The organism is Parasphingorhabdus sp. NYA22 (assembly GCF_976973735.1).
In genome coordinates this window covers 768,704-789,676 of record NZ_OZ333477.1, presented here as the reverse complement: position 1 = coordinate 789,676, position 20,973 = coordinate 768,704, and the positions used below count along the sequence as shown (strand labels likewise).

The window sequence follows — 20,973 nt, the reverse complement described above, 5'->3', positions numbered from 1 at the left end:
GCTTGCGAAGAACGCAAACGTTTAGCTTGGCAAACCGCTGATTGATTTCACTTCCATGAAATCCCTCAGGCCATAGACACCGCCTTCACGGCCGTTGCCGGACTGCTTATATCCGCCGAAGGGCAAGCCGGGAGCCGGTCCCCAATTGTTGACGATGACCATGCCGGCCTTCAATTGCGGCGCAACCGCGACGGCTGCCGCCGGATCGCCGGAAATCACGGCGGAGAGACCATATTCTGTGTCATTCGCAATCTCGATTGCCTCTTCGAGATTATCATAGCTCATCAGCGTCACCACCGGACCGAAAACCTCTTCCCTGGCGATCCGCATATTCGGCGTCACGCCACTAAACAGCGTCGGTTTGATATAATAGCCGCGGTTCACATTGGCAGGCAGATCAGTGCCGCCGGTTTCCAGCGTGGCACCCTCGTCAATCGCGGACTGGATCAGATCCTGGATCTTGCCATATTGAGCCTTGTTCACAACCGGCCCCATATGTCCGCCTTCAACGGTCGGGTCGCCCACTTCCTGACTCTCGACGATATTCTTGACCACGGCGATGGCTTCGCTGTTCTGGTCCTTGTGCACCAATACGCGGGTTGGCGCGATGCAGCTTTGACCGCTGTTGACCATCACCCCGGCAATAGTCGGTGGCAGGACTTCTTCCAGCTTGGCACCGGGCAGCACCAGATTGGGCGATTTTCCACCCAGTTCCTGATGCACGCGCTTGACCGTATCGGCAGCCGCTTTGGCCACCAAGATACCGGCGCGGGTCGAGCCGGTGAAGCTGACCATATCGACGTCGGGATGCGAGGAAATCGCCGCGCCAACGGTCGGACCGTCACCCTGCACCAGATTGAATACGCCGGGCGGAACGCCTGCTGCATCCATCACTTCGGCGAGAATGGCCGCGCTGCCGGGACATTCTTCGGATGGTTTCAACACCATCGTATTGCCGCCCGCCAGAGCCGGAGCGACTTTCAACGTGATCTGGTTCAAAGGCCAGTTCCACGGAGTGATCATGCCGACCACGCCGATGGGTTCATAGGCAATCATATTGGCACCGACTTTTTCGGTAAATTCGAAAGTCTTCAGCGCTTCCAGTGTACCCAGAAACCCGCCAAGACCGGCTGGGGCCTGCGCAGCATTGCCGAGGCTGATCGGCGCGCCCATTTCGACCGCCAGAGAGGCGGCGATGTCGGGCATGCGCTTTTTATATTCTTCAATGATCCGTTCAAGCAGGGCGAGCCGCTCTTCGCGGGAGGTCTGGCTGAAGCTTTTGAACGCCGCTTTCGCTGCGGCGACGGCGGCATCAACGTCGGCCTTGGTGCCAAGAACAATCTTCGTGCCCGGCTCTTCGGTTGCCGGATTGATGACCTGATGCGGCGTACCGCCGATAGAATCGACCCATTGGCCATTGATGTAATTCTGTTCGTAGCTATCCATTGTCATCTCTCCGTTTCGAAACTTTTATAATATTCACTGTCATGCCCTGATTCGGCTTGATATTCCACTAGCAACAAGGCCAGCGCTCATCAGCGCATGACCAACTTCTTTTAACAACCGCCGAAAGCTAACGCGATGTCCATTATGCAAACCTGCCCGAAATGCGGCACAGCCGTTCCGTATACGAAAGCCCTCTGGGGTATGGGCACGCCCTTTGCTTGCACGGGCTGCGAAGCTATGTTGATTATCCACAAGAATTACTGGATTCCCCTCTCGGGTTTCACTCTATTTTTTTTCGCTAAATCAGGGTTGGATGGATGGCCGGAGACCACTGTCCTGTTTTTGGTAATTGCAGCGCTAGTTCTGTTGCTATCCAAGTTTTTTATGCCTGCCGTGATTGTAAAAGAGTAAATATCCATCCGGAATGCTGTTCGCTGTTGCCCTGTGGACGAACTTACCAAGAAAATTCACACTTCCGGCAGCAGCAGACTGGAATCCCCATAGCTGTAGAATCGATAACCCCCGGCAACCGCATGGGCGTAAACCTTTTGCATCGTCTCCATACCCATCAGCGCGCTGACCAGCATGAACAGGGTGGATTTGGGCAGATGGAAATTGGTCATCAGGCCGTCGATCGCACGGAATTTATAGCCAGGCGTAATAAAGATATCGGTGTCGCCTTCGAACGCGCGGATGATGCCGTCTTCGCCCGTCGCGCTTTCGAGCAGGCGCAGGCTGGTGGTGCCGACTGCGATCACCCGGCCTCCGGCTTTGCGTGCTGCATTGAGGCGGCCTGCGGTTTCGGCGTCAATCCGTCCCCACTCGCTGTGCATCTTGTGCTCGTCGGTTTCGTCAACCTTGACCGGCAGAAACGTCCCCGCACCAACGTGCAGGGTCAATATTTCACTGCCCACACCGGCCTCGGCAAGCGCGGCCAATAATCCGTCGGTGAAATGCAGCGCCGCCGTCGGTGCCGCCACCGCACCCTTTTCCTTGGCGAACATCGTCTGGTAATCGTCGGCATCGCGCTCGTCGATCGCCCGCTTGCTGGCGATATAGGGCGGCAGCGGCATGGTGCCTGCCCGTTCGAGCAGCAATTCGACCGGCTCGTCGCCAAGGAAGTGCAGAATGAAACTGCCGTCGTCCAGCTTGGCTTCCGCTTCTGCCGATACGTCCATGCCGAAATCGACAATTTCGCCGACGCGCAATCGCTTGGCGTTGCGGATGAAGGCCTGCCAGCGGCGAAGGTCGACCCGCTTGTGCAGCGTCGCACCGATCTTGGCCTCGCCGCGCGTCCCTTGCAATTGCGCCGGAATGACCTTGGTATCGTTGAAAACCAATATGTCTTTGGGACCCAGCAATTGCGGCAGGTCGCTGACAATATGGTCGAACAGTCGGTCGCCATCGACCTGCAGCATTTTCGCGCTGTCGCGCGGGACGGCTGGCCGCAGCGCGATCAGCTCCTGCGGCAGCGCAAAGTCGAACAGATCAACGCGCACGGATTACTCTAGGGATTGATCGGCGCGTTCAGGTCATCGACCGAAAACGGCGCTTCGGAAATATTGTCCAGGGCACTCGGTAGAACCGGCGGTTTATTGTCTGCGGCCACCGATGCCTGCAATATCCGGCTCGGATTGACCGGCGGCTCACCGCGTTCGATTGCGTCCACATATTCCATCCCGGCAGTCACGCGGCCGAACACCGTGTAATTTTTATCGAGGGAAAAACGCGGGTAAAAGACGATGAAAAACTGGCTATTGGCGCTGTCTTCGCCTTGTGCCCGCGCCATCGAGACCACCCCGCGCACGTGGGGGAAATTGCCAAATTCCGCTTTCAGGTCTGGCAGGTCGGAGCCGCCGGTACCGGTACCGGTCGGATCGCCGGTCTGCGCCATGAAACCTTCGATCACCCGGTGGAAAATAATACCGTCGTAAAAGCCCTGCCGCGTCAGCATCTTGATCCGCTCGACATGATTGGGCGCCATTGCCGGAAACAGCTGTATCGTTACCCGGCCACCGGTCGACAGATCGAGGTGCAGGATATTTTCTTCAGCGGGAACAGACGCAGGTGCCGGTGTCTGCTCCTCCGCTTCCTGCGCATGGGCAGGAAAGGAAGCCAGAAACAGGGCGGAGATGGTCAGTAAAAATTTACGCAGCATGGCATACTCATTTGGTATCGAGGGCTGGGAGAGAAACTGGTCTTTGAACGATTCCACCTTTCTCCGCAATGAATTGCTGGAAAAGCCTATTGATCGCCCTTCAGGCCGATCTTTTGCACCCTTGCGGTGATTTCATCGGCCACAAGCGGCGTCACGAACTTGTGGATCTCGCCGCCGAACATGGCAATTTCCTTGACCAGACGCGACGCGATCGGCTGCAGCGAGACATCGGCCATTAAAAATACGGTTTCGATATCGCCGTTGAGCTGCTGGTTCATGCCCGCCATCTGATATTCATATTCAAAATCGGCAACAGCGCGCAGACCGCGCACGATCACGCCGGCACCCTGTTTCTCGGCAAATTTCATCAGCAGCATGTTGAAACCGACGACCTCGACGCCATCGCCCAGATCGGCGGTTTCCCGGCGCACCATGTCGAGCCGCTCTTCGTCGGTGAACATCGGCGATTTCGAAGGATTGGTGGTCACGCCGATCACCAGCTTGTCGACCAGCCGCATGCCGCGCCTGATGATGTCCATATGCCCCAAGGTAATGGGATCAAAAGTTCCCGGATAAACGCCGATTCTCATATCCCGTCCTTCCCGCCTAGCGGTCTCTAGTAATTGTATATTCTGCAATGGCGCGGAGCAAATCCGCTTCTTCGCCATAGCCGTTCAAGTGAGATTTGGCCTGATCCACCAGCATCTGCGCCTGCTCTTTGGCCCGATCCAGTCCCATCAGGCTCAGAAAAGTTTCCTTGCCGGCTTCAGCATCCTTGTGGAGCGCCTTGCCCGCCTTTTCTTCGTCGCCTTCGACATCCAATATGTCATCGGCAATCTGGAAGGCGAGGCCCAGATCATGGGCATAGCCGCGCAGACTGGTCCGGCCTTCGTTCGCGACCCGGCCAAGAATCGCGCCTATTTCAACGCAGGCACCGATCAGCGCCCCGGTTTTCAGCTGCTGCAGCCGGGTTACGGTCGGAAGATCAAAAGTGGAATTTTCCGCCACCAGATCCATCATCTGACCACCCGCCATGCCAGCCGGTCCGGCAGCCTTGGCCATACAGGCGGTCATCTCGGCGCGGATGAAAGGATCATGATGGGTGCGTTCGTCGGCGAGCAATCCAAAGGCCAGCGCGTGCAGCGCATCGCCAGCGAGAACGGCGGTCGCTTCGCCGAAAGCGATATGGGTGGTCGGCTTACCCCGGCGCAGATCATCATCATCCATGCAGGGCAGATCATCGTGAATCAGCGAATAGACATGCAGGGCCTCGACCGCCGTGGCGGCGCGGATGGCGCAGGATTCGTCGACGTTGAACAGTCTGGCCGTCGCCATCACCAGCACCGGTCGCAGCCGTTTCCCGCCACCGATCGCCGCATGGCGCATCGCTTCATATAGTTCGCGGCGGGCGTCGTCCGGGACCTGCAAAAGCGTATCAAACTGCCGGTCGATCGCGGTGGCAACCCGCCCCATTTCCCGCAAAAGATCCGAATTATTGTTGGCCGCCACAGGCTCAGTCCGCGTCAAAAGCTACAGTGGCTTTTGGTTTGCCATCGCGATCGAGCGTGATTTTCTCGATCTTGGCCTGCGCGGCTTCCAGCCTTTGCTGGCACAGGCCGCGCAATTTTTCGCCTTCGCTATAGAGCGCAATCGACTGGTCTAGCGGCACATCGCCGCTTTCGAGTTTGCGGACGATATCTTCAAGGCGCTTCAGCGCGTCCTCGAAATTCAGTGCGGAAAAATCTTCTTTGGTTTCGCTCATGGCGAAATTCAATGACGACGCTTTGGGCCGCGGTCAAGGGCTGGACTTCACTATCGTCCACTTCCGGTGTAGCTCCCGAAAGAAAAGCTGGGAGAAGAAACATGTTCATCGGTCATTTTGCGCCCGCCATGGTCGCCGCAACCCACCCAAAGGCACCGGGGCTCGGCACGTTGTTTGTCGCCGGACAGCTTCTGGATTTCGGCTTTTTCGGCCTTGCGCTGGCCGGCATAGAGAAATTTCGGATCACTCCGGGGATCACCGAAATGGTGCCGCTGGACCTGTATGACATGCCCTATACCCACAGCCTGCTGGGCAGCGCGATCTGGGCTGCGGGTTTTGCCCTACTGATCTGGTTGTTCACCCGCAACCGGACCGGCGCGCTGATTGGCGGCGCAGTGGTGCTCTCGCACTGGTTTCTCGACCTGCTGGTCCATGCGCCAGACCTCACGCTCGCCGGATCACCGCCGAAAATGGGCTTTGCGCTGTGGAATTATCCGCTGATCGAAATGCCGCTGGAGCTGGCGATCACCTTTGGCGCGCTCGCCTTTTTCGTAATCCGCACGCGGCCAATTGCGCCCAGCTCGAAATTTGTCTTAGTGCTTTTGGCCATATTGCTGGCGGCTTTTCAGGCCGTTAACTGGTTTGCTCCGGAACCCGAGGCCGCGACCCCGGCAATGATGATAACCGCCCTGATCGCCTTTACCGTCGCATCCGCTGCCGCATTTCTGGTCGGCAAGACGCGCATGTTAAAGCAGGTCTGAGCGGGCAAGCGCAACGACAGGAAAGCAGAATACAAATATGACCCAATATATCGCCGCCTATTTCATCGCCGCCATCGTCTTCGGCATTCTCGATTTTCTCTGGCTCAGCAATATGGCGGGGACCCTATACCGGCCGGTGATCGGCGAGATCATGGCGGACGAGTTCCGCAAGGCACCGGCGATGATATTCTATGCAATCTATCTGTTCGGTATCGTCTGGTTCGGAATCAAGCCAGCGCTGGCCAGCGGTCAGTGGACCACAGCCTTGCTCAACGGCGCTTTGTTCGGCGGGATCGCTTATGCAACCTATGACCTGACTAGTCAGGCTGTCCTGAAAGTCTGGTCGACCAAGATCAGTCTATACGACATTGCCTGGGGTGCTTTCGCGACCGGCGTGACGGCAGCACTGACCGCTTATCTGGTGCTGAAATTTGTGAAGGCCTGACGCTACCGGACCGTCAGCGCTTCGGCTTCGCGGTCAATTGCTCCATTCTTCCCGGCAGCAAGGAAAATATTTCACGCTTCCGACCCGGTGAAGCCGATCCCCATTCGGCGATTTCCGACAGGCTGCGGCCGCAACCCACGCACAATCCGCTGGGACGATCGATGGTGCAGATATCGTTGCAGGGCGATTTCAAGAGGATAGCTGCTCGTCAATCTGGCCGAGCCGTTCCTTGCCGAAATACATCTCGCCATCGATATACATGGTCGGGATACCAAAGGCCCCGCGCGCCACGGCATTTTCGGTGTTGTCGATCAGAGCCTGCTTAATCGCCGGATCCTGGGTCTGCGCCAAGAGGTCAACCGCATCAAAACCGCCGTCCTCCAAAATCTTGCCGAGCGTTTCACCATCGGTCACGTCCAGCCCGTCTTCCCAGATCGGAGGCAGGAGCAGTTCGATAAACTCCGCGCGCCTTGCCGGTTCGAGTGCGATTAGCATCCGCAGCAATGTGATTGTGTTGAACGGAAAATGCGGGTTCATCTTGAATTTGGACAGGCCGTGTTTTTTCACAAAGCGACCCAGCTCAAGCATCGCATATTCGTTCTTGCCCTTCACTTCCGCATCGCGGATGAACGGCGGCGCATTACCGGTCAGCTTGTGCATCCCGCCGAGAAAGGCCGGAGTGATTTCGATCGTCGCGCCATGTTTTTCGGCGATGTCTTTAAGCGGTTGCCAGATCAGATAGGCATTGGGGCTGACGAAATCGAAAATCAGCTCGATGGTCTTGGTCATAGATTGTTCCTTTGACGCGAACCATAAAGCAGCGCCACGAAACATCAATTCCCTCTAGGCGAAATTGTCCCGCCTCGTTAAAGGGTCTTCATGACCACAGACACGCTGATTACCGAGCCCCAGATCTCCACCGAAACCGTGCGGGAGCATGGCCTCAATGCGGAGGAATATCAGCGCATATTGAACGCGCTCGGTCGGGAGCCGAATATCACCGAACTCGGCATCTTCTCGGTCATGTGGTCGGAACATTGTTCCTACAAATCTTCCCGTCTGCATCTGAAGAAACTACCGACCACCGGCCCGCAGGTAATTTGCGGCCCCGGCGAGAATGCCGGCGTGATCGACATCGGTGACGGGCAGGCAGCTATCTTCAAGATGGAGAGCCACAACCATCCTTCCTATATCGAACCCTATCAGGGCGCGGCAACCGGCGTCGGCGGCATCCTCCGCGATGTTTTCACCATGGGCGCGCGGCCTGTGGCCAATCTTAACGCATTGCGTTTCGGACGGCCCGACCATCCAAAGATGAAACATCTGGTCAAGGGCGTAGTCGCCGGTATTGGCGGCTACGGCAATTGCGTCGGCGTCCCGACGGTTGGCGGCGAGACCAATTTCGATCCCGCCTATGACGGCAATATCATCGTCAACGCGATGACCGTCGGTGTCGCGGACGCGGACAAGATTTTCTATTCGGCAGCAAGCGGCGTCGGCAATCCGATTGTCTATGTCGGCTCGAAAACCGGCCGCGACGGCATCCACGGCGCGACCATGGCCAGCGCCGATTTCGGCGACGATATCGAGGAAAAGCGTCCGACCGTGCAGGTTGGCGATCCCTTTGTCGAAAAGCTTTTGATCGAAGCCTGTCTCGAACTGATGGCCAGCGACGCGATTGTCGCGATCCAGGATATGGGCGCGGCCGGCCTGACCTCTTCATCCGTCGAAATGGCGACCAACGGCGAAGTCGGCATCATTCTCGACATGGACAAGGTGCCATGCCGTGAGACGGAAATGACCGCTTACGAGATGATGCTCAGCGAGAGCCAGGAACGCATGTTGATGGTCCTGAAACCCGGCCGCGAGGAAATGGCCGAGGCGATTTTCACCAAATGGGAACTGGATTTCGCGGTGATCGGCGAAGTTACCGACACTCGCCGGATGGTGCTGACCCACAAGGGCGAAACCGTCTGCGACATTCCACTCGGCCCGCTCGCCGACGACGCACCCCTCTATGACCGCCCGCATCTGACCCGGGAAGAATATGCTGCGCATATCAATATCCAGCCGCTCGGCGACATTCCCGAGAGCACCGATATCGGTGCCGATCTGCTGAAGATGATGGCCAGCCCCGCGCTCGCTTCGCGCCGCTGGATCTGGGAACAATATGACAGCCAGGTCGGCGCAGACACCGCCCAACGCTCCGGCGGCGACGCGGCAGTGGTTCGCGTACACGGCACCAACAAGGGCCTCGCGATCACCACCGACTGCACACCCCGCTATTGCAAGGCCGACCCCTTTGAAGGCGGCAAGCAGGCGATTGCCGAAGCCTATCGCAACCTCTGCGCGGTTGGCGCCAAGCCGCTTGCGACCACCGACTGTATGAATTTCGGCAACCCCGAAAAGCCGCATATCATGGCGCAATTTGTCGGCACCATCGAAGGCATTGGCGAGGCCTGCAAGGCGCTCGACATGCCGATCGTATCGGGCAATGTCAGCCTCTATAACGAAACCACCGGCACAGACGGCGTCAGCCACGCGATCCTGCCAACACCGGCAATCGGCGCGGTCGGCCTGATCGACGATCTCGATACGATGATGACCATCGGCTTCAAGAATGAAGGCGACTTTATCGCCACCATCGGGTTCCATTATGAAGAGCTCGGCCAATCTGTCTGGCTGCGCGAAATTCACGGGCTCGAAGTCGGACCGCCACCCAAAGTCGACCTCAAGGACGAGCTATGGGCTGGCGAGATCATTCGCGAACTGATTGCCGAAGGCAAAGTCACCGCCGTACACGACATCAGCGACGGCGGCTTGGCTGTCACCCTCGCCGAAATGGCGCTGGCCGGCAATCTCGGAGCGGAAATCGACAAAATGACCAGCGCCTTTGCCTTCAGCGAAGCGCAGGGCCGCTATGTCATCACCTACCGCAACGAAGATGATCTGGATCGCGAGAAAGTACCGTTCGAGAAAATTGGCCAGGTGAAGGGTGATCAATTGGTCCTGAATGGCAAGCCGGTTGCTGTGAGCGATCTGCGCAATGCGCATGAAAGCTTTTTCCGTGACTGGATGGAAGACTAGCCCCTCCACCACTGCTTCGCAGCGGTCCCTCTCCCCATGCCTGCGGCACAGGGTGGAAAAGTTCGGTTTGACAGTTTTGGCCTAGGCATCCCCGAATAGCGCCATTTGTGATACATCTTTCCTCCCTGTTGCGAAGCAATGGGGAGGTGGCCTGCGCAGCAGGCCGGAGGGGTTATGGCAAGAACAACCAGACAGATCATCCTGAAGGCCAGGGAGCTGCGCAAAACCATGAGCAAACCGGAGATCATGCTTTGGCAACAACTCCGCAAGAAACCGCTCGGCATAAAATTCCGCCGGCAGCACCCTATCGGCTCCTATATACTGGATTTCTATTGTCCGTCGGCAAAGCTGGGGATCGAAGTCGACGGCATGGCTCACGATATGGGAAGTCGCCCCGAGCGCGACGAACGGCGCGACTGGGCCCTGTCTCAAGAGGGTGTCGAAACGATCAGAATATCCGCGCAAGAAGTCTTGGATGATCCGGCAGGTGTTGCTGACCGCATATTGCGATATATTCAGAGTCTGGGCTAAACCTCTACCCCTCCACCACGCTACGCGCGGTCCCCCTCCCCATTGCTTCGCAACAGGGAGGAAAACATCTTTCCTCCATGTGCCGCAGGCATGGGGAGGTGGCAACCTGAAAGGCTGACGGAGGGGCCATGGCACGCATTGCGCTAACGCCACGCAGTTTACCCAAGTAATTCCAAACATGTAACCAATCGTCCCGCCGCGCGTTATGGAAGACAACGCGAAAGGACGAGCATCATGGCTTCAGGATATTCCGGCACACCCCTGGCAAAAAAACTGTCCCTCAAGGACGGGATGCGCGTCTGGTTCTCGGATATGCCGGACAGCATTCAGGCCGAGATAGACGAAAGCGACCTCACTCTGTCCGAGGAGAAAGTTCCCACCCCCGGTATTCACTCTGCCCATATATTCGTGACCGAACGCAAGGACATGGAATCCCATCTAGCCACGCTGCGCGAGATGATCGATCCCGCGGGTCAGGTCTGGGTAAGCTGGCCGAAAAAGGCTTCCAAAGTCGAAACCGATATCACCGAAGACACGATCCGTGATGTCGCCCTGCCGATGGGCTTTGTCGATATCAAGGTCTGTGCTGTGGACGAGACCTGGTCGGGGCTGAAACTGGTGATTCGCAAGGAATTTCGCTGATAAATCCTCCCTGAAGCGAAGCTTCGGGGAGGGGGACCATCCGGAGGATGGTGGAGGGGTATTTACGCGCGTTGCCCCTCCGAGCCGCTTCGCGGCCCACCTCCCCATACCTGCGGTATAAGGAGGAAATCTATCTAAGCCGTCTGCGCCAGCATATCATATGGATCGACATTGCCGGCCCGGAACTTCGCATGCGCTTCATGATAGAAATGCGGCGTCTTGATATGCAGCCGCTTGCGCAATGCATCGAGTGGCTGGGCCAGAAGCTCGGCAATATTTTCTTCGTTGATCCGGGGACAGGCCTTGCCCATTTTCTGGCCTTCGCGGATCGCGCTGAATATCGGCGCGTCGCTCTTGACCTGCTTCTTCATGTTGAGACCGGCGGCATAAGCGATAAAGACATTTCCCAATGACGGGTTCTGGCCATAAGTGAAGGCCAGCACACAGGCTTCGCCCAGCGCATCACGGCCATAGCCGGTCAACACGTGGAGCAAATCATGGGTGTCGCGCTGACGGAAACCATACCATTCGATCAGATCGCCATATTTGCGCGGGCTAAACGCGTCATATTCGGCGATCAGGCCAGCTGCGCTGAGCCCTTCTTTTTCCATGAAGTCGCAATAGGCGTGGGCCAGACTACCCGCTGGCATTTGCCGCAAGCGATCATGATCGTCGAGCAGGGCCGCGAGTTCGGGTTCGCTTTCCAGCAGCGCCTTGCCCTTGTCGCTTTCGACAAAGGCCTTTGCATCCTTGCGAAATCCGGGACGCGGAAGCGATTCAAAAATATGGAACACCTGTGAGGTGTCTTCCTTGTCCTTGATCAGCTCGCGGAAATGGTACAGCGCCTTGAGCGGACGAAAGCGGGATGCCGGCCGATCCGGATGCACGAACGGCATTTGCGAATCACTTGGTGCGGAGAATTTATGATCAATTTTCATAAGGTCTATATGTCTCTTACTAACATCCATGTCAATAGAGGATAGATGCTTTCCTACAGGCCACGGCTCCGCTATCCAGCGATCATCCGGTTTCGGCCTGTGAAAAGGTTTTCTTGGCCCTAACTTTGACAAACTTTGAAACGGGAGACGGAAATTTGCAGCCGCATGACACCCTGCCCTACACCGAACTGCCGGACTATTCCGACGCCGAACGCGTAGCGCGGTCAGAGGCTTTTTATCAGGCGATCAAGACCCGGCGGACCTGTCGCTTTTTTTCTGACGAGGCCGTTCCCCGTGCGGTCATCGCCAATGCCATCATGGCGGCTGGCACCGCGCCCAATGGCGCCAATCACCAGCCCTGGCATTTCGCGGTGATCGAATCGCCGGAAAAGAAGAAGGCCCTACGCGCCGCCGCCGAAGAAGAAGAGCGCGCGTTCTACGAGAGCAAAGGCAGCGACGAATGGCTGGAGGCGCTCGCGCCGCTCGGCACCGACGCCGACAAGCCGTTTCTCGAGACCGCACCCTATCTGATCGTCATCTTCGGCCAGCGCAAAGGCGGTATGAACCCCGGCGAGATGAAGCAGAATTATTATGTGGGCGAGAGCGTCGGCATTGCCACCGGCATGCTGATCACCGCCCTTCACGACGCCGGTCTCGCCACGCTCACCCACACGCCCAATCCGATGAAATTTCTGAACGAAGTCTGCGATCGTCCGGTCAACGAAAAACCGGTGATGGTCCTGGTGGTCGGCAAACCCGCCCCCAATGCGACGATCCCCGTCCACGCGACGATCAAGAAGCCGCTGGACCAGATCGCCAGCTGGCTATGAGCAACCTTCGTCCGGAATATTCCGTTCGTGCCGAGCCTGTCGTAGCACAGCCAGTAGCAGCAACTATCATTTGCCTCGGTCCTTCGACAGGCTCAGGACGAACGGTGCATCGATGAGTATAGGTCCTCCCTCACCCCGCTATCTCGAACTCGACGCCTTGCGCGGTTTTGCGGTTATGGGGATATTGCTGATGAATATCGTCGGCTTCTCGATGCCGGAAATGGCCTATGTCAGCCCCGCGGTCTATGGCGGCACCGAACTGCCCGATACTATCGTCTGGGCACTGTCCTACGTCTTTGTCGATGGCAAGATGCGCGGCCTTTTCACGATATTATTCGGGGCGAGCATGATGCTGGTCATCGAGCGTGCACAGAGAAACGGTGAGGATCCGGCTAAGGTTCACTTCTCCCGGATGACCTGGCTGGCGATTTTTGGCCTAGCGCATTTCTTCCTCTTGTGGGCCGGCGACATTTTATTCCTCTACGCCGCCGTCGGCTGCATTGCCTATTTCCTTCGCAACCTGACCGCAAATGAACTGATGCGGCGGGCCCTGCTGATCTTCACTCTCGGTTTTCTCGGCTATACGGTGATGTTCGGCAGCCTGTTATATATGCAATATCAGGCCGGCTTGCCCGGAGCCAGCGCCGCCGCAATCGAAAATGTCGCCGAGGTCATCGCCAGTTTTGACAGCTCGACCGCCGCCATCACCGCGGACATCGCCCTTCATCAATCCGGCTTTATCCCGATATTTCTCGACAAGATTCAGAATGATCTGTTCGGACCATTTGTCCTGCTGACCTATAATCTGGCGGAGACCCTGCCGCTGATGATGATCGGGATGGCTCTTTACAAGAACGGTTTCATCACCGGGCAGTGGACGACCGAGCAATATCGCCGCTGGGGCACGCGGTTGACCGCCATCGGTACGGTCATCCTGACGGCAATTGCATTCGGCCTGATCTACAGCGATTTCGCCATCCTGCTGATGGTCAACGCCAGCTATGCATGGAACTGGCCGTCGCAGTTGCTGATGACCATCGGCTATGCTGCATTGCTGATTGGTCTGATGCGGACATTCCAGGGGTCGCCCTGGATGATGCGGGTCGCAGCCGTCGGTCGCGCCGCCTTCACCAATTATCTCGGTACCAGCCTGTTGATGACCTTCATCTTCTACGGCTGGGGACTGGGACTATATGGGTCGGTCGGAAGGGTGGAATTATATCTGTTCGTGCTCGGCGCCTGGGCGCTCATGCTGCTGTGGTCGCAACCCTGGCTGGTTCGCTTTCGCTATGGCCCGCTGGAGTGGCTATGGCGCAGCCTGGCGCGGCGTCAGCTACAGCCGATGCGACTGTCATGAGGGATCGCTGGCTTCTTCTGCCGTACTCATCAGCTCTTCATCGATAAACGCGCTGGTATAATTGACGCTCAACTGCTCGTACAAATCGAACCGGGAGACGATTTGCAATTGATCCTTCTCATCATTCATCTGTCCTCGCGGCCGCCCATCCGGCGAGTAAGCCAAGCTCCGCAAATCGCCTGCCTGATCGCGCTGGAATATCGAGCAAATTACCGGCGAACTAAGACTACCTACCACATTATACATCACGATCGCTTCCGCCTCTGCTTCCAAAGAAGCATCGTTCTCGGGATCAAACGCCGTTCCGGAATATCGATACACGGTCACATGATCCGATGCTTTTTCAACAGGGTCTTTCATGCAACGGGCGTTGCCGACCTGTATCTCTTCATCGGCTTCAAAAAGCACATGGTTCGGACTGATGGCAATAAAGATACCCCGCTTGGCGTCGAGCGGGCTCACGGCTTTCGGACCTGCCTGAACGAATTCCCAATCAGAAAGAAGTCCGGCAGGGATTTTCCCGAAGAATTCTAGCGACGGCACTTCTCCAAGCGTCAACAGACCGTTATTTCCTAAGCCGCCAGGCAAGGACTCGATATGACTGAGCAGATCTATACCCCTGGTTTTCCAGTCTGCTTCTGCTCCTCCCGTCGGCACCAGGGCGGCGCGGACTTCGGTTGCAATCGATTCCCGAATCTCTTGCAGCTCCTCGGCCATTTCCGTCTGCATGATCTGCCAAAATTCGGCGACCGGCGATAGAATCGGATCTGCCACCGCTTCCGCCTCGCTATTTTCAGCCATTGGCGGCGTGGATGCTGGCACGCTAGCAGCATGGGCGGGCGTCAGGATCAGTGCCGCGCCAACGGACACAAAGCAATTTAAAAGTCTACGCATCACAAACCTCGCTGTCGAACGTGGCTCCGGTGTAATCGATAATCTTTACATTGGAAGAATTTCCTAATAGACACTTTGCTATTGCGATCTATTCTCATTAGCGATATACGAGTCGCAGAGAGGAACCGAGATGGTTGTTTGCGTCTGTAATGCGATTAAGGAAAAAGACCTCAGAGCCGCTGTCCGCAGCGGTGCGGAAAGGCCTTCACAGGTCTATGCCCAACTCGGCCGCAAGCCGAAATGCGGACAATGTCTCGCTTTCGCCCAGACGATTATCAAATCCCAACTTGCGACCGCTTAGCATTCTCTTTAGCAAATCATTGAAATAATTGCGTTTTCTATAAACGCCGCCCTTTCGCTTCATAGGGCAATGCTGTATAGGCTTTCCCAACAGATTCACTGTCAGTCGGGAAGGACGCTGCCATGAAGGGCGATACAAAAGTCATCGAGTTTCTCAACGAAGCTCTGAAAAACGAACTCACCGCAATCAATCAATATTGGCTTCATTATCGCATGCTCGACAATTGGGGCGTGGCCAAACTGGCCGAATTCGAGCGTCACGAATCGATCGATGAAATGAAACATGCGGACAAGCTGGCCGAGCGGATTTTCTTCCTCGACGGATTGCCCAATTTCCAACTGCTCGGACGCCTGAAGATTGGTGAAACGGTGGAAGAAATCCTCAAGGCCGATCTGGAGCTGGAATATGAAGCGCTGCCGATGCTCAAGGATGCGATCGAATATTGCGAGAGCGTGCGCGATTATGTCAGCCGCGACCTGTTCGCCGAGATTCTCGAAAGCGAGGAAGATCACGTCGATTCCCTCGAACAACAGTTCGATATGATCGAACGGATGGGAATTGAAAATTACATCCAGCTGCAGTCGAAATCGGTCGAATAGACTGGTAGCAAGGGTTTCAGCCGAACCGGCGACCAAAGCCGGTCGGCTGGCGTTCCTGGACCAGCGGACTGGCGCCCTTTTCCAATATCGCCAGAGTGTCCTCGAACATCGGCCGTAAGGCCACCACCAGTTCGATAAGCTCGTCGGGCGTCTCATGATGCTCGACGCAAGCGCGTGCGGTCATTTCGATTGTTTCTGTGGTCAGACTGAGTTGCAGGCCACCCAGTTGCAGCGCCTCGCCTTTCAGCTTGTGCGCCGCCAGCACCATTGCGGCGGGGTCGTTGGCGCGCATGGCCTCTTCGATTCGGTCGACAGACTGGATGCCGTCTTCGCGAAAATAACCGAGTATCCGGACAAAATTCGGGCCCAGTGCCGAACGGGTTTCGGCACAGACCTTCCAATCAATCAATTCGCTTTCCACTGGTCCCACGGAACGCTCCCGGAAAAATAGCGAAAATACGCTAACCTCCCTCAACCTAGGGCGAAACTGGTTAACACTCTGTTACCGGGCGCGACAATAGCGGCGAGAATCTGATGCTTTGTTCAACAAGCTACAGAAAAATCATTCTTTTTCGTGATAGGGGTTTTTCGGCGCGCGGATGATCAGACGCACCGGAACGCCGCCGAAGCCCAATTCGCGGCGGATGCCGTTGATCAGATAGCGCCGATAGCTCTCCGGCAGATCGTCGACTCGCGTCCCGAAAATCACGAATGAAGGCGGCCGCGTCTTGGCCTGCGTGATATAGCGCAATTTGATCCGCTTGCCGCCGGGCGCCGGTGGCGGATTCTCGGAAATCGCATCTTCGAACCAGCGGTTGAGCTTGCCGGTAGAGACCCGCTGCGACCAGATCCGGCGAACCTCGAAGGCCGCCTTCATCAACTGGTCGATACCCTTGCCGGTAAAGGCCGAAATAGCGATTAGAGGCACATCACGCACCTGAGCCAGTCCGTCATTGAGCGCCGCTCTTATGCCGTTGAACAATTTGCTCGGCCCTTCGGCGACATCCCATTTGTTGATCCCGATGACGACACAGCGACCTTCCTGGATCGCATGGTCGGCAATGCGCAGATCCTGCGCCTCCAGACCCTTTGTGGCATCGAGCAAGAGCACGACCACTTCGGCAAAGTCCACTGCGTGACGGGCATCGGCAACGGCCAGCTTTTCCAGCTTGTCATTGACCTTGGCCCGTTTGCGCATACCGGCTGTGTCAATAAGGCGCACCTGGCGGTCGGGCGCTATGCCGTCGAGTTTCTCGTCCTCGGTCAGCGCATCGTCATGCCAGACCCAGTCAACCGTGATACTGTCACGCGTGATACCCGCTTCCGGACCGGTAATCAGCCGGTCTTCGTCCAGCATCTTGTTGATCAGCGTCGACTTGCCGGCATTGGGGCGGCCGACAATCGCCAGTTTCAGCGGGGCCGATTCATCAGTCGGCTCTTCGGAAGCCGCCGCTTTGAAATTCTCGACATAGGGCTGGATCGCCTGAAACAGGTCGGCCATGCCGTCGCCATGTTCGGCGCTGAACGGGATCGGGTCGCCGAAACCGAGCGCATAGCTTTCCAAAATTCCGGATTCTGCCGCCTTGCCTTCGGCCTTGTTGACCAGCAAAACAACGGGCGTTTTTGCGCTTCTGAGCCAGCGGGCGATTTCCTCGTCGAGCGGCGTCAGGCCAGCGCGGCCGTCGATGACGAATATCGCCAGTTCCGCTCCGGCCACCGCGAGTTCGGTCTGCTTGCGCATCCGTCCGGGCAGGCTCTTGGCATCCTCGTCTTCATAGCCGGCGGTATCGACGACATTGAATTCGAGACCTAAAAGATTGGCGGCCCCTTCCCTGCGGTCACGGGTGACCCCGGGCGTATCGTCGACGAGCGCCAGCTTCTTGCCAACCAGACGGTTGAACAGCGTTGATTTGCCGACATTCGGTCGACCTATGATTGCGATATTGGGCAGCATGGAGCCGGTCCCTGTCCTTTGCTTCTGAGTCTCAGCGGAACGCGGAAATCCGGCCACTGTCGTCAAGAATATATAGCATGCCACCCGCAACAACCGGCGGCAGCGAAACGCCATCATCCAGTTCAAACAGCGTCTGGCTCGATCCCTCACCCGGCGAAATTGAAACGACATCGCCTTCGGTGCTGGCAACAATCAGACGATTACCAGCCAGGATTGGCCCCGTCCAGTTGACCGGGTTTTTCTTCTTCTTCTCGTTCTTGAAGGCGGCGAGCTGGCTGATCCAGCGGACCTTGCCATTCGGCCGTGCGATGCAAAGCAGTTTCGCATCATCGGTCAGCACGAACACCCATTCACCCGCAACGACGGGGGTGGTGATTCCGGCAATATTCAATTCCCATATCCGCTGGCCGGTAACCAGTTCATAGGCCGCCATACGGCCGCCCTGCCCAAGCGCGAAAATACGACCGCGATCGATCACCGGATCGGCATCGATATCGGACAGGGTTGCCACCGAGGTCGAAATGCTGGTCCGGGCTAGCGCATCATTCCAGAGATTGCGGCCGTTTTCATAACGATAGGCAGTCAGTTCGCCCGAGCTATAGCCGGCGACGACGGTGCCCTGTCCGGCAGCAGGCGCGGCGACACCGAAAATTCCGGCGAGGCCGACCGTGCCAGCTTCATTCCACTGCACCGACCCGTCAGCCATTGAGAGCGCATAGATTTGGTTGTCCTGTGTCATCACATAGACATTGCCGTTGGAAATCGTCGGCGAGCCGCGCAATGGTCCAGCCGGGCGCACTTTCCATATCTGGCTGCCATCCGCCACGTTCAGCGCGACAACATCGCCAACGCCATTGGTCGCGTAAACGACATTATCGAGGACGCTTGCGCCGCCGCCAAACCGCGATGAGGCTCCATCGCCCTTGACTTCGATCTGCGAGGACCAGATTTTCGCACCGGTCGCGGCATCAAAAGCATGAACCATGGCTTCGGTGTCGGTCACGAAGAGCCGTCCGCCGGATATAACCGGTGCTGCTGCCAGCCGTTCCCGTTTGGTGGTGCCGCTGACATTGGCGGTCCAGACCCGTTCGAGACTGCCCGGCAATGCAACATGGCCCATCGATTTGCTCGCGTTGCCGCCCGATTGCGCCCATTCGCTATTGGCTACGGGAGCCGGCAGGATCACGGCAATCGAGGCCAATGCTTGATCGACTTCCGCACCGCTTTCGCCGCTCAATATCGGAGTCCGCTTGCCGAGCGTAGGCGTGTTCTTCTTGTCTTCGCCATCGCCGCCGCCCAGGATGCTGCAGCCGGACAGCAAGGAAAGGGCCAGCAGGCTGGCGATCATTGTCTTACCGGAAATCATTCCTTGGATTCTCCCTCAGTCGCTACCACGACAGGCGGCGCAACTTTTTTATCATCGCTGTCCAGTTCGACGGCGTCAATGCCCTCGACGCCCGCCATCTGCAAAGCACGCGACCGGATAGTGGCCGGAACGCTTTCATCTTTCGCAAGCTGGGCGAAAAGCGGGCCGGCCAGATCGGATTTGTTCAAATTCAGATAAGAGATTGCGACCATTTCGCCAGCGCTACCGAACCACGGGTTGCCGGGCACGGCCAGCGGCTTGAGCCGGTCAATCACTTGCTGGGGCTTGAGCGTATCAAATTCGGTCGCAGTCTGTCGGACAAGAGCCAGATCGCGAAACGGTTTCGGCAGACTGTCGTCAGCAGCGACCTTCGCATAACCGGCGATTGCCTTTTTCGGATCATTTTTTTCCAGAGCAATATTAGCCTGGAGCAGCTGCGCCGCAGCGCGATAACCGCTCTGCTCGGCTTCCATCAAAGGCTCGAGCGCGGTCGCGGCACCATCCAGATTATTCTGGCGGATGCTGTCGATAGCGGCGACATATTCCTCGCTGCGGAAACCGGAATCTTCATTCTGGCTATTCTGCCAGAATATCCAGCCAGCCAGCGAACCCAGACCGATGATGATGGCGGCGAAAATCCAGATCCCGTAACGCGTGACGATATTTTTCAGCTGGTCCTCGCGCACCGCTTCATCGACTTCGCGCAGAAACACCTGTTCTTGCTGGTCCGGCTTCTCTTCCGGTGCTTTATCTTTGTCTTTGGCCAAGCTGGCTTCCTCAAATCTGTTTCGCGTACCCTGTTCGCCGGTCGAACGAAGGCATTATGCAATCGGCTGTCCTTTAGCGTCCGCAATAGCAAATGTAAAAGTCTATTGACCATTTCCACAGGCTGAACAGCGATCGGGTTAAAACGGAGAATTATGTTATTTTTTCGGCTGATAGAGCTGGTCCGGCCCCGGAAAGCTACGCTCCCTGACCTCTCCGGCATATTGTTCGGCGGCCTGATCAATTTGTTCGGCAATATTGTGATAGCGTTTCACGAAGCGGGCGGTGCGGTCGAACATACCGAGCATATCTTCGGTCACCAGCACCTGGCCGTCGCATTGCGCGGACGCGCCGATGCCGATCGTGATTGCATCCACCGCCTTGGTCGCTTCGATCGCGATCGGCTCGAGCACGCCTTCCAATACGATCGCAAAGGCACCGGCCTTGTCCAGAGCGACCGCATCACCGACGATCTTCTTGGCTTCTGCATCACTGCGTCCGCGCGCGGCATAGCCGCCGAGCACATTGATTGCCTGAGGGGTCAGGCCGACATGGCCGACCACCGGGATGCCGCGCTGAACCAGAAAAGCGACGGTCTCCGCCATCACTTCGCCGCCCTCGAGCTTGACCGCGGCGGCCCCGGTTTCCTTCAGGATATGGGCTGCGCTTTCATAGGCTTTCTCCGGCGAGGCTTCATAGGAACCGAACGGCATGTCGACGACGACGACGCTATGGTAGCTACCCCGGACCACCGCAGCGCCATGGTTGCACATCATGTCGAGCGTGACCGGAATCGTCGAATCGAGTCCGTAAATCACCTGCGCCAGCGAATCGCCGACCAGCAGCATGTCGCAATGCGCGTCGAGCAACTGCGCCGTGCGTGCGGTATAGGCGGTCAGCATGACCACCGGCTCCTCCGTCACCCCATCGACCTTGCGACTCTGGATTTTCGGAACGGACAGGCGCCGCATCGGCTGTGGCCGGGGATTGGCGCGACTGGTTGATGTATCGAGTTTGAAGGTTGTGGACATAGAATATGTTTAGCCTCACTTGTCAGATAAGACCAGTATACTGTTGCCGCGATTGCCCATTGCCTTGAAAATTATATTGCGGCACACTTCTCCCGTCTCGCGACTC

25 protein-coding genes are annotated in these 20,973 nt (G+C 57.2%); 10 read left to right on the top strand and 15 right to left on the bottom strand.

Translation table 11 applies throughout. The annotated features are described in order from the left end of the window. Positions 1-21 precede the first annotated feature (21 nt). Positions 22-1,446: an aldehyde dehydrogenase family protein gene (locus ACWFTY_RS03900; protein ID WP_447526084.1), complete on the bottom strand. Its 1,425-nt coding sequence runs from the start codon at positions 1,444-1,446 to the stop codon at positions 22-24. A gap of 135 nt (positions 1,447-1,581) precedes the next feature. Here ACWFTY_RS03900 and ACWFTY_RS03895 point away from each other — a divergent pair, with 135 nt between their 5' ends. Further along, complete coding sequence (locus tag ACWFTY_RS03895) at positions 1,582-1,857, top strand: hypothetical protein (RefSeq protein ID WP_447526083.1); 276 nt, start codon at positions 1,582-1,584, stop codon at positions 1,855-1,857. A gap of 56 nt (positions 1,858-1,913) precedes the next feature. On the opposite strand, the gene queA is transcribed toward ACWFTY_RS03895, so the two are convergent. The 5 genes from queA to ACWFTY_RS03870 all read right to left on the bottom strand — a co-directional run bounded on the left by queA (position 1,914) and on the right by ACWFTY_RS03870 (position 5,366). Beyond that, positions 1,914-2,945, bottom strand: a complete 1,032-nt coding sequence (gene queA / locus ACWFTY_RS03890; protein WP_447526082.1) for a tRNA preQ1(34) S-adenosylmethionine ribosyltransferase-isomerase QueA — start codon at positions 2,943-2,945, stop codon at positions 1,914-1,916. An 8-nt stretch (positions 2,946-2,953) separates the two neighbouring features. After that, positions 2,954-3,604: a peptidylprolyl isomerase gene (locus ACWFTY_RS03885; protein ID WP_447526081.1), complete on the bottom strand. Its 651-nt coding sequence runs from the start codon at positions 3,602-3,604 to the stop codon at positions 2,954-2,956. An 86-nt stretch (positions 3,605-3,690) separates the two neighbouring features. Further along, positions 3,691-4,194 carry a pantetheine-phosphate adenylyltransferase gene (gene coaD / locus ACWFTY_RS03880; protein WP_447526080.1) on the bottom strand — a complete coding sequence of 168 codons (504 nt, stop codon included), beginning with the start codon at positions 4,192-4,194 and terminating at the stop codon, positions 3,691-3,693. A gap of 16 nt (positions 4,195-4,210) precedes the next feature. Then, the gene (locus ACWFTY_RS03875; RefSeq protein WP_447526937.1) at positions 4,211-5,077 is read right to left on the bottom strand and encodes a polyprenyl synthetase family protein; all 867 of its coding nucleotides are present in this window, start codon (positions 5,075-5,077) and stop codon (positions 4,211-4,213) included. Between the two features lie 40 nt (positions 5,078-5,117). After that, positions 5,118-5,366 carry an exodeoxyribonuclease VII small subunit gene (locus ACWFTY_RS03870; RefSeq protein ID WP_447526079.1) on the bottom strand — a complete coding sequence of 83 codons (249 nt, stop codon included), beginning with the start codon at positions 5,364-5,366 and terminating at the stop codon, positions 5,118-5,120. Between the two features lie 101 nt (positions 5,367-5,467). Between ACWFTY_RS03870 and ACWFTY_RS03865 the strand changes: the two genes are divergently transcribed. Together ACWFTY_RS03865 and ACWFTY_RS03860 are read left to right on the top strand one after the other, a co-directional pair. Beyond that, positions 5,468-6,127, top strand: a complete 660-nt coding sequence (locus tag ACWFTY_RS03865; protein ID WP_447526078.1) for a hypothetical protein — start codon at positions 5,468-5,470, stop codon at positions 6,125-6,127. 37 nt (positions 6,128-6,164) lie between these two features. Beyond that, positions 6,165-6,572 (top strand): DUF2177 family protein, encoded by a 408-nt coding sequence (locus ACWFTY_RS03860; RefSeq protein WP_447526077.1) that lies wholly within the window; start codon positions 6,165-6,167, stop codon positions 6,570-6,572. A gap of 13 nt (positions 6,573-6,585) precedes the next feature. Here ACWFTY_RS03860 and ACWFTY_RS03855 read toward each other — a convergent pair whose 3' ends face one another. Continuing rightward, on the bottom strand, positions 6,586-6,765 hold the full coding sequence (locus ACWFTY_RS03855; RefSeq protein WP_447526076.1) for a DUF1289 domain-containing protein: 180 nt from the start codon (positions 6,763-6,765) through the stop codon (positions 6,586-6,588). After that, entirely contained in the window at positions 6,762-7,361 is a 600-nt protein-coding gene (locus ACWFTY_RS03850) for a DsbA family protein (RefSeq protein WP_447526075.1), read from the bottom strand. The genes ACWFTY_RS03855 and ACWFTY_RS03850 overlap by 4 nt, the downstream gene beginning before the upstream one ends. Before the next feature lie 90 nt (positions 7,362-7,451). Here ACWFTY_RS03850 and purL point away from each other — a divergent pair, with 90 nt between their 5' ends. The 3 genes from purL to ACWFTY_RS03835 all read left to right on the top strand — a co-directional run bounded on the left by purL (position 7,452) and on the right by ACWFTY_RS03835 (position 10,832). Further along, positions 7,452-9,659, top strand: a complete 2,208-nt coding sequence (gene purL, locus ACWFTY_RS03845; RefSeq protein ID WP_447526074.1) for a phosphoribosylformylglycinamidine synthase subunit PurL — start codon at positions 7,452-7,454, stop codon at positions 9,657-9,659. A 174-nt stretch (positions 9,660-9,833) separates the two neighbouring features. Next, positions 9,834-10,190, top strand: coding sequence for an endonuclease domain-containing protein (locus ACWFTY_RS03840; protein WP_447526073.1), 357 nt, complete (start codon positions 9,834-9,836; stop codon positions 10,188-10,190). A 234-nt stretch (positions 10,191-10,424) separates the two neighbouring features. Further along, on the top strand, positions 10,425-10,832 hold the full coding sequence (locus ACWFTY_RS03835) for a hypothetical protein (RefSeq protein ID WP_447526072.1): 408 nt from the start codon (positions 10,425-10,427) through the stop codon (positions 10,830-10,832). Between the two features lie 134 nt (positions 10,833-10,966). On the opposite strand, the gene ACWFTY_RS03830 is transcribed toward ACWFTY_RS03835, so the two are convergent. Then, the gene (locus ACWFTY_RS03830) at positions 10,967-11,770 is read right to left on the bottom strand and encodes a Coq4 family protein (protein WP_447526071.1); all 804 of its coding nucleotides are present in this window, start codon (positions 11,768-11,770) and stop codon (positions 10,967-10,969) included. 155 nt (positions 11,771-11,925) lie between these two features. On the opposite strand from ACWFTY_RS03830, the gene ACWFTY_RS03825 reads away from it, so the two are divergent. Both ACWFTY_RS03825 and ACWFTY_RS03820 read left to right on the top strand, forming a co-directional pair. Then, positions 11,926-12,600: a nitroreductase family protein gene (locus ACWFTY_RS03825; RefSeq protein ID WP_447526070.1), complete on the top strand. Its 675-nt coding sequence runs from the start codon at positions 11,926-11,928 to the stop codon at positions 12,598-12,600. A 112-nt stretch (positions 12,601-12,712) separates the two neighbouring features. Beyond that, positions 12,713-13,957: a DUF418 domain-containing protein gene (locus tag ACWFTY_RS03820; protein WP_447526069.1), complete on the top strand. Its 1,245-nt coding sequence runs from the start codon at positions 12,713-12,715 to the stop codon at positions 13,955-13,957. On the opposite strand, the gene ACWFTY_RS03815 is transcribed toward ACWFTY_RS03820, so the two are convergent. Continuing rightward, the gene (locus ACWFTY_RS03815) at positions 13,952-14,758 is read right to left on the bottom strand and encodes a hypothetical protein (RefSeq protein WP_447526068.1); all 807 of its coding nucleotides are present in this window, start codon (positions 14,756-14,758) and stop codon (positions 13,952-13,954) included. The genes ACWFTY_RS03820 and ACWFTY_RS03815 overlap by 6 nt on opposite strands. A 223-nt stretch (positions 14,759-14,981) precedes the next feature. Here ACWFTY_RS03815 and ACWFTY_RS03810 point away from each other — a divergent pair, with 223 nt between their 5' ends. Then, positions 14,982-15,152 carry a (2Fe-2S)-binding protein gene (locus tag ACWFTY_RS03810; protein ID WP_447526067.1) on the top strand — a complete coding sequence of 57 codons (171 nt, stop codon included), beginning with the start codon at positions 14,982-14,984 and terminating at the stop codon, positions 15,150-15,152. A 122-nt stretch (positions 15,153-15,274) separates the two neighbouring features. Beyond that, complete coding sequence (bfr, locus tag ACWFTY_RS03805) at positions 15,275-15,751, top strand: bacterioferritin (RefSeq protein WP_447526066.1); 477 nt, start codon at positions 15,275-15,277, stop codon at positions 15,749-15,751. Between the two features lie 16 nt (positions 15,752-15,767). On the opposite strand, the gene ACWFTY_RS03800 is transcribed toward bfr, so the two are convergent. The 5 genes from ACWFTY_RS03800 to panB all read right to left on the bottom strand — a co-directional run bounded on the left by ACWFTY_RS03800 (position 15,768) and on the right by panB (position 20,867). Then, positions 15,768-16,160, bottom strand: a complete 393-nt coding sequence (locus ACWFTY_RS03800; RefSeq protein WP_447526065.1) for an Hpt domain-containing protein — start codon at positions 16,158-16,160, stop codon at positions 15,768-15,770. Positions 16,161-16,313: 153 nt separating this feature from the next. Then, positions 16,314-17,705 (bottom strand): ribosome biogenesis GTPase Der, encoded by a 1,392-nt coding sequence (gene der, locus ACWFTY_RS03795; protein WP_447526064.1) that lies wholly within the window; start codon positions 17,703-17,705, stop codon positions 16,314-16,316. Positions 17,706-17,736: 31 nt separating this feature from the next. Further along, positions 17,737-19,071, bottom strand: coding sequence for an outer membrane protein assembly factor BamB family protein (locus ACWFTY_RS03790; RefSeq protein WP_447526063.1), 1,335 nt, complete (start codon positions 19,069-19,071; stop codon positions 17,737-17,739). After that, complete coding sequence (locus tag ACWFTY_RS03785; protein ID WP_447526062.1) at positions 19,068-19,838, bottom strand: tetratricopeptide repeat protein; 771 nt, start codon at positions 19,836-19,838, stop codon at positions 19,068-19,070. The genes ACWFTY_RS03790 and ACWFTY_RS03785 overlap by 4 nt, the downstream gene beginning before the upstream one ends. Positions 19,839-19,994: 156 nt before the next feature. Beyond that, positions 19,995-20,867, bottom strand: a complete 873-nt coding sequence (gene panB, locus ACWFTY_RS03780; protein ID WP_447526061.1) for a 3-methyl-2-oxobutanoate hydroxymethyltransferase — start codon at positions 20,865-20,867, stop codon at positions 19,995-19,997. Positions 20,868-20,973: the final 106 nt, after the last annotated feature.

What these genes read in the sequence shown, in the direction of transcription:
- ACWFTY_RS03900 (WP_447526084.1), bottom strand. Translation starts at nt 1,446, where the DNA reads ATGGATAGCTACGAACAGAATTACATCAATGGCCAATGGGTCGATTCT.
- ACWFTY_RS03895 (WP_447526083.1), top strand. Translation starts at nt 1,582, where the DNA reads ATGTCCATTATGCAAACCTGCCCGAAATGCGGCACAGCCGTTCCGTAT.
- ACWFTY_RS03885 (WP_447526081.1), bottom strand. Translation starts at nt 3,604, where the DNA reads ATGCTGCGTAAATTTTTACTGACCATCTCCGCCCTGTTTCTGGCTTCC.
- coaD (WP_447526080.1), bottom strand. Translation starts at nt 4,194, where the DNA reads ATGAGAATCGGCGTTTATCCGGGAACTTTTGATCCCATTACCTTGGGG.
- ACWFTY_RS03875 (WP_447526937.1), bottom strand. Translation starts at nt 5,077, where the DNA reads ATGGGGCGGGTTGCCACCGCGATCGACCGGCAGTTTGATACGCTTTTG.
- ACWFTY_RS03870 (WP_447526079.1), bottom strand. Translation starts at nt 5,366, where the DNA reads ATGAGCGAAACCAAAGAAGATTTTTCCGCACTGAATTTCGAGGACGCG.
- ACWFTY_RS03865 (WP_447526078.1), top strand. Translation starts at nt 5,468, where the DNA reads ATGTTCATCGGTCATTTTGCGCCCGCCATGGTCGCCGCAACCCACCCA.
- ACWFTY_RS03860 (WP_447526077.1), top strand. Translation starts at nt 6,165, where the DNA reads ATGACCCAATATATCGCCGCCTATTTCATCGCCGCCATCGTCTTCGGC.
- ACWFTY_RS03850 (WP_447526075.1), bottom strand. Translation starts at nt 7,361, where the DNA reads ATGACCAAGACCATCGAGCTGATTTTCGATTTCGTCAGCCCCAATGCC.
- purL (WP_447526074.1), top strand. Translation starts at nt 7,452, where the DNA reads ATGACCACAGACACGCTGATTACCGAGCCCCAGATCTCCACCGAAACC.
- ACWFTY_RS03840 (WP_447526073.1), top strand. Translation starts at nt 9,834, where the DNA reads ATGGCAAGAACAACCAGACAGATCATCCTGAAGGCCAGGGAGCTGCGC.
- ACWFTY_RS03835 (WP_447526072.1), top strand. Translation starts at nt 10,425, where the DNA reads ATGGCTTCAGGATATTCCGGCACACCCCTGGCAAAAAAACTGTCCCTC.
- ACWFTY_RS03830 (WP_447526071.1), bottom strand. Translation starts at nt 11,770, where the DNA reads ATGAAAATTGATCATAAATTCTCCGCACCAAGTGATTCGCAAATGCCG.
- ACWFTY_RS03820 (WP_447526069.1), top strand. Translation starts at nt 12,713, where the DNA reads ATGAGTATAGGTCCTCCCTCACCCCGCTATCTCGAACTCGACGCCTTG.
- ACWFTY_RS03815 (WP_447526068.1), bottom strand. Translation starts at nt 14,758, where the DNA reads ATGGCTGAAAATAGCGAGGCGGAAGCGGTGGCAGATCCGATTCTATCG.
- ACWFTY_RS03810 (WP_447526067.1), top strand. Translation starts at nt 14,982, where the DNA reads ATGGTTGTTTGCGTCTGTAATGCGATTAAGGAAAAAGACCTCAGAGCC.
- bfr (WP_447526066.1), top strand. Translation starts at nt 15,275, where the DNA reads ATGAAGGGCGATACAAAAGTCATCGAGTTTCTCAACGAAGCTCTGAAA.
- der (WP_447526064.1), bottom strand. Translation starts at nt 17,705, where the DNA reads ATGCTGCCCAATATCGCAATCATAGGTCGACCGAATGTCGGCAAATCA.
- ACWFTY_RS03790 (WP_447526063.1), bottom strand. Translation starts at nt 19,071, where the DNA reads ATGATTTCCGGTAAGACAATGATCGCCAGCCTGCTGGCCCTTTCCTTG.
- panB (WP_447526061.1), bottom strand. Translation starts at nt 20,867, where the DNA reads ATGTCCACAACCTTCAAACTCGATACATCAACCAGTCGCGCCAATCCC.